Raw genomic sequence first — 8629 nt, forward strand, 5'->3', positions numbered from 1 at the left:
CGAATGCTTAAGGCAGCTAAAGCCACCTCGCATCCGAAGCGCCTTATATCCCCCTAGCTAAAGCTAGGGGGATATAAGGCGCTAAGTTATAAAACCGTATTCCAGCGTAATCATCACTCATTTTGTGCAAACCTTTGCATAAAGCATTAAAAAAATATACTCTTGATATAAACGGTTTTGTAAGCGGTTACTTATAAAACGAATTATACACATTGCCATATTATTTGTAAACCGTTTGCATCAAACTTTTTTTTATTCTATACTTTGACTCATCATTTGGAACGAGTAAGCGAGGTTATCATCATGGCCGTAACCATTGTACACGTAGCCGAAAAGGCTGGCGTTTCCCCTTCCACGGTATCGCGCGTCATTTCTAATGATTCGCGGATCAGTCAGAAGACAAGTCGAAAAGTACGAAAAGTTATGGAGGAGCTTGGTTACCACCCCAACACGCTGGCGAAGAGCTTAGTTACGAAAACAACAAACAATATCGGCATCGTTCTTCCCCGCCCCGCTGACGAATTGTTTCAAAACCAATTTTTCTCGGAGATCATCCGCGGCATTGTTACGAAAGCAGCGGCAAGCAGCTATGACGTGCTGATGACAACAGGATCGAATGCCCAAGAGGAAGTACGAGCTGTAGAGCGGCTTGTGCACGGCCGCAATGTAGATGGCATTATTCTGCTATCTTCTCATAAGGATGACGATAACATTTCTTTTCTCCGAAAAAAGAAGTTCCCATTTGTGCTGGTGGGCCGCAGTGAAGACTTTACCGACATTACGTCTGTGGATAATGACAACGTCGCAGCCGCACAGTCCATCACTGAGCATCTGATCAAGCTTGGTCATCGCAAGATCTGCTTCGTGAGCGGACCTATGGAACTAACCGTATCGAAGGACCGCTTCAAGGGCTACCGTAAAGCTTTGCTTGAAGCTGGCCTCCCTTTAGATCGCAATTATATCTTTGAGGGCGCCTTCACTCCTGACTCTGCTTCACATATTACAGAGCAAATCATAGAGTTATCCGAGCGGCCTACTGCCATCGTTGCCATCGATGATGTGCTTGCTTTCGGCATTATTCGCTCCTTATGGAACAACGGCTTGACCGTTCCTGAGGATTGCAGCGTCGTCGGATTTAACAACACCTCCCTCTCGGAGATGTGTCTGCCGCAGATTTCAAGCGTAGATATCGGGACGTATCAGATGGGCCAATCCACCGTTCAGGCGCTCATTCAATGCATCAAGGGCGACGGTTTTGATCAAGCGCGCATCATCATTCCACATCAGCTCATTTGGAGAGATTCTGTAAGACCGCCAGAGCAATAACAAGTCTCATTATACTATCCATAATTGCCCAAAAAGGAGAGGACCCGATTATGCTGCTAGAAGCCATCTATCATCGTCCACAACAGAACTGGGCTTATGCCTATGACCGCCAAACGATTCATTTGCGCATTCGAACAAAGAAAAATGACGTACAACAGGTAACCGTATATTACGGTGACAAATTCGATTGCTGGCAAGGCATGGAGAAAACCGAATCCGCGCCGATGGTCCGCTTGTATCAGGATGAGCTGTTCGATTATTGGCAGGCAGAGGTGATTCCTCCGTACCGGCGTCTCGCCTATGTTTTCAAGCTTGAAGACAGCATAGGCTCTATATGGATGACCGAACGCGGCTTCCAGAAGGAGGAGCCTGCGCCGACGAAGAGCTGGTTCGAGTATCCGTTCTTGAACCCTGTAGATATTTTCGCGCCTCCTGCTTGGGTCAAAGACGCTGTGTTCTATCAGATCTTCCCGGAGCGATTTGCAAACGGTGACAAGAGCAATGATCCTGCTGGTGTAGAGCCATGGGGGGGTGAGCCTACGCCGGACAACTATTTTGGCGGAGATCTGCAGGGCGTACTCGATCATCTCGATGATTTGGAACAGCTTGGCATTACAGCGATCTACTTTACACCGATCTTTGAGGCGACGACCAATCATAAGTACGATACGAAAAACTATATGAAGGTCGACCCTCACTTTGGGACAAATGAGAAGCTGAAGGAATTGGTCAAGACGTGCCACAGTCGCGGCATCCGTGTGCTGCTGGATGCCGTGTTCAATCACGCTGGGTATTCATTCCCACCGTTTGTGGATGTCTTGGCAATAGGAGAACAGTCCATTTATAAGGACTGGTTCCATGTAAGAGAGTTTCCGCTCCGCGTCGTGGATGGCATTCCAACGTTCGATACGTTTGCGTTCACGCCGATGATGCCAAAGCTGAACACGGAGAATCCCGAAGTGAAGGCGTACTTGCTTGAGGTCGCCCGTTACTGGATTGAGGAGGTGGGAATCGACGGCTGGCGCCTCGATGTCGCGAACGAGGTGGATCATCAGTTCTGGCGCGAGTTCCGACAAACGGTCAAGGCGTCTAATCCGGAAGCCTATATCCTAGGCGAAATGTTCCATGAAGGCATGATGTGGCTGCAAGGCGACCAATTCGATGCGGTCATGAACTATCCATTCACGTATGCGATGCATGACTTTTTTGCCGAGAGAACCGTAGATGGAGCCCAATTTGCACAAGCCATTGAACATCAGTTGGCAAGCTATCCTCAGCAGGCCAATGAGGTCATGTTCAACCTGCTCGACAGCCATGATACGGCGCGTCTCCTGACGCTATGCGGCAATGATAAGCGCAGAATGAAGCTTGCCGCCCTGTTCCAGCTCACCTTCCTGGGAACGCCTTGCATCTATTACGGCGACGAAATCGGTCTGGATGGGGAGAATGATCCAGGCTGCCGCAAATGTATGGAATGGGATAAAGAGAAGCAGGATTCCGAGCTGTTGGATTATTACCGAAGCCTTATTGCACTGAGGCATCAGCATGCTGCCCTTCGATCGGGCAGCTTCCGCTTCCTGCATGCTAAGGAACAAGACCGCGTCATTGCCTACGAGCGTGCTGATAAGCACAGCCGCTTCATCATCGTGCTGAACAATGGCACTCGTCGACGCTCCGTTCGACTGCCAATGGCTGCTGGGGATTGGCACAACGCCCTTACAAGCGAAGTTCTCCATGCTTCAAGCAGCAAAACGGCCGTACCGATTGACGGAATGAGTGCCGTGATCCTTCGTCGATAAGTTTATTTATTGCTGTACGCCAAGAACGCACGATAAGCGGCTACTTGCTACCTCAGGTCTCCTCGATTATAAATGCGAAGAAACCGAGAGAGGGCACTTTTTTTAAGTGTCCTTCTCTCGGGTCATCGTTATTACGTTAATAGGAGCGGATTGATAAATGTGGACCTCATTAAGCAGTAGTGACAATTTGATTATGGACATGTTTAACGTAGCATTGCAGTTGGAAGAGCCATGGAAACTGACGCATATTGAGTTTGACGATCAGGAACAAGCTTGGCACTTGCATCTGGATTTTGAGCGCGGGGCTGCATTTGCCTGTCCGCGGTGCAGCGCTGAATGCAAAGCATACGACATTGAGAACAAGCACTGGCGACATCAATGTTCGAAGCCTGGGCGAATTCATTACAGGAATGGCTCCTTTCTGAAATAAAAAAAGTGCCCTTCCGTTTCGATTGAAACTAAAAGGCGCTGGTTGTACGATTCACTTTATTAGGATTGACTCATTTCCGGCCCGGATTGCGTGATGTCCGGGAAGAAATAGGATACCATCACTTCGTATTGATCCTGTGCCGACAAGCAGGTATCCGCAAAATATCCTTTTTCTGTTGTGAATTCTTTCAGTCCGCGGTAATAAAACAGCTTATGCTCATAGTCAATGATAAAAGGCAGGATATCATTTTTCAAACACTCTTTGAACATAATGATGCGACCCACCCTTCCATTGCCGTCCTGAAAGGGATGTATGCTTTCAAATCGATAATGAAAATCCACGATATCCTCTACACTTTTATTCTTTTTATTACGATAATCTGCAAGCAGTTTTTGGATTTCACCACCGACCTTTGCAGGTGCCGTTGTCTTCGTGTCACCGACCACGTTCGGTCTTGTTTTATAATCCCCGACACGAAACCATTCCTTGCGTTCATCAGATGTGCTCCGTTTCAGAAGCCGATGGAATTCCTTAATCATGTCTTCCGTCAGTTCCTCATCCGCATGGGCAAGCATATCGTCAAAGCAGGAAAAGTGATTGACGGTTTCAATGATATCGTCAACACTTGCCGCTTCATCCGGTTCTACATTGATTGTGTTCGTGTCATAAATATAGCGCGTCTGATCTTCAGAAAGGCGGCTGCCTTCAATCCGGTTCGAATTATATGCGAGTTTGATCTGTGTCTGATGGTACAGACCGCCTTTAAGCTTCATTTCCTTCTCTTCCAGCAGCCGTTCCAATAAGCGTTGCTTCATAAGAGCATTACTCCTTTCTGTACAGGATTCTCCAACTATACTATACCACATTTTGGTTAAATCCTTATATCAAGGGCATATTTTGTGCTTCCACAATGGAAAAGGAATCCTTATTCACAGTAGTCATTCAAAGTAATTCCAAAAACAATAAGAGGGGCATAGCCCCTCTTTACTCTGGCCGTCAATACATCTCAAACTATAAGTCTTTCCTAACCAACAGTGAACAGCACTTGGATTGTCAACAGTAAATCAAACAACTTTTTTAAGGGCTAGATTTCGATAGTGGACAGGAGTTACATACCCTAATGTTCCATGAATTCGATGCTTGTTAAACCAGTTGACGTAATCGTACAACTCTAGTTCAAGGTGAGCAAGGCTCTGGAAGTTCATTTGATTCACGAATAATTCTCGGTTCAAGGTGTTGGCTGTAGCCTCTTCATTGCACTTGGCCTTATGCGGCTTATACTGCGCCACGGTGTACGTCGAAACCAACCCTTGCTCCTTCATAATCCGACCAATTCGGCGTCTGGACACAACTATCCCGCGTTCATGGAGCTTGATTTTGATTTTTCGAGTGCGATAGGCTTTTCGATTCTTGTGGAAGATGTCCACAATGGCTTCGGTGGCGTCATCTTCCTTGGCTGCTTCTCTTTCCGTAAGGCGATCAGTTCATTCTCTTCGGGAGAGCGATTGTCCTTTTCAGAGAAAGAGCCTGTGGTTTGGGCTTGTTTAATCCAGCAATCCAAGGCCGATGCGGTGAGGTCATATTCCTTCACAATGTCTGCTCGGGTTCTTCCGTTGTCATAAAGTTGCACCAGTTGCTTTTTAAACTCTGCTGTGAAAGTACGTCGTTGTTTTGGCATTGTAGACGATCCGCTCCTTAGGATAATAGCTTTATTCTACAAGCCCTTATTTTTGTTGTCCAACTAAGTGTAGCCGATCCAATTGACTTCAATATTTTTACATGGTAGAATATTCTAGACATAGTTTATAGACACGGAGCATTTGACCAAATTCATATTAGGAGATGAATAAAATGAGAAGATTCAAAAAGATGATTATTTTGGCCTCCATTGTTACTTCTATGACGGTTATGTCGCAATCTGCGTTTGCTGATAACGTGCATAGATGTCACGCGTTTACTAAGCAATGTATACCCGATAAAAATAACACCGGCACTGGAAGTACAAAGTATGAGTATTATGAAAGACGTACAGGTAACTTTGTAGGTTATGAAAAAGAAAGAAGAGGTTAACTTTACAAGGTATATATTCGCCGTGTGAAGGATGTTTGAAAGCTATTAAGTACGTACTTAATAGCTTTTTTTTCTGTTGTTTCTTTCTTTATTTTAGTTATATAAAAAAATTCCCCAAAAAGGTGGGTGTAGTTGGTATGAAGGCGAAGTGGAAAATTTCTTTTGTACTCCTAACGATGGTAACGTTTCTTAGTGCTTGTTTCGGTGGAAAGCAAGCATTAGCGCCGCTTAAAGACGGAAAAGAAAAAATAAAGGTGGTGTATCGCAACGAAAGACAATTTAATGAGGACTATGGGCAGTTCTTTAGTGTAAAATATCCGAATATCGATGTGGAAGTGATTCCTATTATGTCGGGAGATCACCCGCTCAATTTCTACGGGGTGGAAAAGGAGGACGAAGAAAGAGTAAAAGAAATAATCGAGCAACATAAACCAGATGTACTACTCCTAAACGAAGATTTGCTCACTTCTTATGCGCAAGAGGGCAAATTATATAGCTTAGATGAAGTGATCGTGCAAGATCAATTTGATTTAACAGGCTACATGCCGGGTCTTATCGATAGCTTACGTGCGAAAGGAAAGGGGAAATTATACGGACTCATTCCTAGCTTGGAAGCTGCAGTATTGTACTACAACCGCGATTTATTTACCGAGAACAACATTGAATTCCCGCGCAACCAAATGACATGGGAAGAGGTTTTTAATTTATCTAAGCGATTTCAGGGTATAGGCACAGGAAAAAATAAAGTGTACGGACTTTATCAGATGTCCCTTTCCGAAATTAGTAACGCTTGGTTTTTTTATGATGTTGCAAAAACTTCTCCTTTGCGTATGTTCGATGCAAAAGCAAAGAAGTTTCTAATTCATACAGACGGTTGGAAGAAAGTTTTTGAGCTAACAACAGATGCGATACGTTCTCAAGCAGTCTCTTTCTATGACCCAAATGGTGATGTCGCCAACTTCCTTGCTTTTCAATCTGGAAAAGCAGCTATGACCATTTCTAATTCTTGGATTATACCTGAGCTTGAAAACCCAAGATCTTTTAACGGCCAGCCAGCAAAAAAAATAAATTGGGATATCGTTACCGTTCCGATTGATCCTCAAAATCCAGATGAATCCGCAGAAGTAAGATTTGGAGGCATATATGCAGTTTCGGCTAATTCCCCGAATAAGCGTGCTGCCTGGGAATTTGTGAAATTTGCAAATGGAACGGAAATGGAGAAAATTTCATCTCGTTCAACAGGTAAACCTTTTCCGACGAGAAATCAAGTATTCAAGGAATTACATGGAAGAAGCGTGGAGCCATTCTATAAATTGAAACCGATGGTATACTCTTCAGATGTTTTGTCTCATGTGAATGTTCCGGAAGAGTTTTACCGTCTCTATACACCGTTGCTCGAGGACACATTAAGAGCGATCGTAGATAACAAGATAACAGTGGATGAAGCGCTGGCTGAGCTACAAGTGAAGGGTCAGAATGCGTTGGAGCAAGCACGAGCAGCAAAGAAAAGGGAAGACAACTCTAAAACCGCTGAATAGGGGGAGCGAAGGGCTGGACTGGTGGTGTGGGTACTCGCAAAGCCATATCTTATTTCCAGAACTTCCACCAAGGCAAGCATCTGCCATGAGTCTCTGTTCGAGATAGCAGTATAGTTAACTTTTCATCTGTAGACTCATTGGCTATGGGGTCTGTCATGAGTTTTGTGTAGTGCGGCCGGGCAAGGTCGATAATTCTAGTGGGTGGGAGTCCCATCAGGAAAAGGCCTAACCAGCAGTCCTGTAGCTAGTTCTTGGAGGTTATTCGGTAACGAATAACCTTAAGCGTAGAACGGCAAAATAGCGGGCCGAAAGCGAAAGCTGAAGTGATGGAGCCTCGAAAATAAGTGGAGACAGGCCGATGTGGTTACACACACAGAAGGCAATATCGGTTCGAGCATTTTGGTGAGTTTGAATCGGCACTCCGGGGTCTAAGAGCTTGGCACGTTACAAACAGAGAATTAGCGGGAACCCGGGAGGCCCTAACTCTTCCTGGAACCAGCGGGTATGCCGTACAAGTGAAAACCAAGCAAGGAAAGCAAAAGAGAGATAGGGAGTCGGATGGCTGAGTAGTATTGATGAAGCTGCGTAATGGCGGCGGAGAAAAGGAAGCCACATCAGAAGACCTTGGCAAAGGACACAATTCCCACACGCAGAGGTGGAAGTGAATTGGAAACAAAACTTGTTAAGATAGCACAAGCAGCAAGAGAACGACCAAAAGAGCAGTTTACAAGCCTAATCCACCTTTTGGACGAGAAGGCATTGTACATGTGCCATCAGGAACTGAAAGGGAATAAGGCTGTAGGTATGGACGAGGTTACGAAAGCGAAGTACGAGGAAAACCTGGACACAAACATAAGGAATCTCCATCAATCCTTGCTTAAAATGGCCTACAAACCTCAGCCCGTTAGACGAGTGTATATCCCTAAGCCTGGAAGCAACAAGATGAGGCCACTAGGCATACCGGCTTACGAAGACAAGATTGTGCAATTGGCGGTAAGCAAAATCTTATCTTCCATAATGGAAAGGGATTTCGTGGAAGCCTCTTTTGGATTTCGGCCTGGACGTGGATGTCATGATGCACTGCGAACACTACACACAATCATCATGACGAAGAAAACGAACGGGGTTGTGGATGTGGATATAGCAGGATTCTTTGATCATGTCGATCATAACTGGATGATGAAATGCCTGGAGGTACGAATCAAGGACCGTAAACTCTTACGACTGATTCAGCGTATGCTCAAAGCAGGAGTAATGGAGGAAGGAAGGAGCCGGCAAACAGAGCAAGGTACGCCACAGGGAGGAATCATCTCACCCGTACTCGCAAATGTCTACCGTAAGCGTCAAACCAATCCCACCTGTGCATAGCAAATCAAAACAGTCACAATGAATCCATCACGCATACGAAAGGATGGATTCAAAATGGAAACGAGTTTACAAGCGTTATGGACGGAGCGCATTACCGC

The 8629-nt window shown here is 45.4% G+C and carries 6 protein-coding genes and 1 pseudogene; 5 read left to right on the forward strand and 2 right to left on the reverse strand.

All coding sequences use genetic code 11. The features are described from left to right. The first annotated feature begins 303 nt into the window (after window positions 1–303). On the forward strand, window positions 304–1326 hold the full coding sequence (locus tag PPOP_RS17975) for a LacI family DNA-binding transcriptional regulator (protein WP_006288093.1): 1023 nt from the start codon (window positions 304–306) through the stop codon (window positions 1324–1326). Window positions 1327–1376: 50 nt separating this feature from the next. After that, window positions 1377–3125: a glycoside hydrolase family 13 protein gene (locus PPOP_RS17980; RefSeq protein WP_006288094.1), complete on the forward strand. Its 1749-nt coding sequence runs from the start codon at window positions 1377–1379 to the stop codon at window positions 3123–3125. A 489-nt stretch (window positions 3126–3614) separates the two neighbouring features. On the opposite strand, the gene PPOP_RS17990 is transcribed toward PPOP_RS17980, so the two are convergent. Next, entirely contained in the window at window positions 3615–4355 is a 741-nt protein-coding gene (locus tag PPOP_RS17990) for a Fic family protein (protein ID WP_199899000.1), read from the reverse strand. 264 nt (window positions 4356–4619) lie between these two features. Further along, window positions 4620–5233, reverse strand: a pseudogene (locus tag PPOP_RS21305) (IS3 family transposase). Window positions 5234–5406: 173 nt separating this feature from the next. Between PPOP_RS21305 and PPOP_RS18005 the strand changes: the two are divergent. The 3 genes from PPOP_RS18005 (at window position 5407) to PPOP_RS18015 (ending at window position 8531) form a co-directional block, all read left to right on the forward strand. Next, window positions 5407–5625, forward strand: a complete 219-nt coding sequence (locus PPOP_RS18005; protein ID WP_006288099.1) for a hypothetical protein — start codon at window positions 5407–5409, stop codon at window positions 5623–5625. Between the two features lie 137 nt (window positions 5626–5762). Further along, window positions 5763–7163: an ABC transporter substrate-binding protein gene (locus tag PPOP_RS18010; protein ID WP_042229909.1), complete on the forward strand. Its 1401-nt coding sequence runs from the start codon at window positions 5763–5765 to the stop codon at window positions 7161–7163. Between the two features lie 666 nt (window positions 7164–7829). Beyond that, complete coding sequence (locus PPOP_RS18015) at window positions 7830–8531, forward strand: reverse transcriptase domain-containing protein (protein ID WP_006288101.1); 702 nt, start codon at window positions 7830–7832, stop codon at window positions 8529–8531. Window positions 8532–8629: the final 98 nt, after the last annotated feature.

Source organism: Paenibacillus popilliae ATCC 14706 (genome assembly GCF_000315235.1).
In the GTDB taxonomy this organism is placed as follows: domain Bacteria; phylum Bacillota; class Bacilli; order Paenibacillales; family Paenibacillaceae; genus Paenibacillus_B; species Paenibacillus_B popilliae.